The sequence below is a fragment of the Clostridium sp. DSM 8431 genome (assembly GCF_900116755.1).
In the GTDB taxonomy this organism is placed as follows: Bacteria; Bacillota; Clostridia; order Clostridiales; family Clostridiaceae; genus Clostridium.
Window position 1 is genome coordinate 1 of sequence record NZ_FPBY01000313.1, and the last position, 1,545, is coordinate 1,545.

Annotated in this window: 2 protein-coding genes; both read right to left on the minus strand. The window is 29.2% G+C overall.

The genetic code is table 11. The annotated features are described in order from the left end of the window. Window positions 1-86 precede the first annotated feature (86 nt). Window positions 87-491 (minus strand): tyrosine-protein phosphatase, encoded by a 405-nt coding sequence (locus BM384_RS17055; protein ID WP_090015465.1) that lies wholly within the window; start codon window positions 489-491, stop codon window positions 87-89. A gap of 13 nt (window positions 492-504) precedes the next feature. Then, window positions 505-1,425: a homoserine O-acetyltransferase MetA gene (gene metA / locus BM384_RS17060; protein ID WP_090015467.1), complete on the minus strand. Its 921-nt coding sequence runs from the start codon at window positions 1,423-1,425 to the stop codon at window positions 505-507. Between the last annotated feature and the right edge of the window lie 120 nt (window positions 1,426-1,545).

A 1,545-nucleotide genomic window follows, 5' to 3' on the forward strand; every position in this document is an offset into this window, starting at 1 on the left:
CCTATCTCTACATATAGATTTCTCTATATGCTGACTATCTCTGACTACTAATTCATGACTAAAGTCACGAGTTAAGTGTAGCCATTCTAATCAAATATAGTTTTTATCTTCAGATTTTTTATATAAAGCACATCTTTTTCAGTAAGATTTGAAATCTTATCTGATTTATATAATAAATTCCACTTAACTCTTCTTCCATCTTCACTTTTATATCCACCTAAATCTATGAAATTATGAGTTCCTTCTAAAGGAAGAAGTTTTTCTCCTACAATTTCATAATGATAATTATTTGATTTAAGTACAAAAAGACATCTTTTGTTTTTATAATAATCTTTAGCTTTAAATTTACTCAGCCTACTCTTTGCTATAAATTCCTCACTTCCATCAATTAATGAAAAAATCCCAACTTCACTTACATCTTCCATATTCCATGAAATTTCTAATTCATTATTTTCATTTCTTAAAACTTGAGAGTCTTTAAAATACTTCATAAATATCCTTTAACTATTTATCTATATCATTTATATTAAATGGAGTATTCTGATATACACAATAATTTAACCAGTTTGTAAATACTATATGTGCACTTCCCCTCCATCTCATAATAGGTCTTAAATCTGGATTATTATCTGGGAAATAATTTTCAGGTATATCTATATGACTCCCCTTTTCTAAGTCCCTGATATACTCATCTTTTAATGTATTTCTATCATATTCTAAATGCCCTGTTATAAATATTTTTCTATTATCTCTTGTTCTTACAATAAATACTCCAGCATCATCTGATTCTGAAAGTATCTCTAGTTCAGGAATCTTCTCAATGTCACATCTTCTCACTTCAGTATGTCTTGAATGAGGAGCATAAAAATTATCACTTAATCCTCTAGTAAGTTCAGCCTTTTCATCTGTCACTACATGAGAGAAAACTCCAAACATTTTCTTATCTAATAAATATTTAGGTATATTATAGTGATAGTATAATCCTGCCTGAGATGCCCAGCATATATGAAGAGTAGAAAATACATGGCTGTTACTCCACTCCATTATTTTCTCTAGTTCTTTCCAATAAGCAACTTCTTCAAAAGGCATCTTTTCAACAGGAGCTCCTGTTATTATTAAGCCATCAAACTTTTCATCTTTAATATCATCAAAATAATTATAAAATTTATGCAAATGTTCTGCTGGTGTATTTTGTGAAGTATAACTCTTAGTTTGTATAAGTTTTATCTCCACCTGTAATGGTGTATTTGATAAATATCGTAAAATTTGATTTTCTGCCTGTATCTTCTTAGGCATTAAGTTTAATATAGCTATTCTTAAAGGTCTTATATCTTGCGTATCTGCCCTTCTATTATTCATTACAAAGATATTTTCATCCCTTAATACTGAATACGCCGGTAATTCTTCTGGTATCTTAATCGGCATATTGTCACCTCCCTTAAATAATATTAATAGGGTTAATCATATTTCTTAACCCTTATATATCAAGGCTTCGAAAAGCCGAGATTTCTATATCACTCAAATTTCCTGGTATCTTTTGTACCT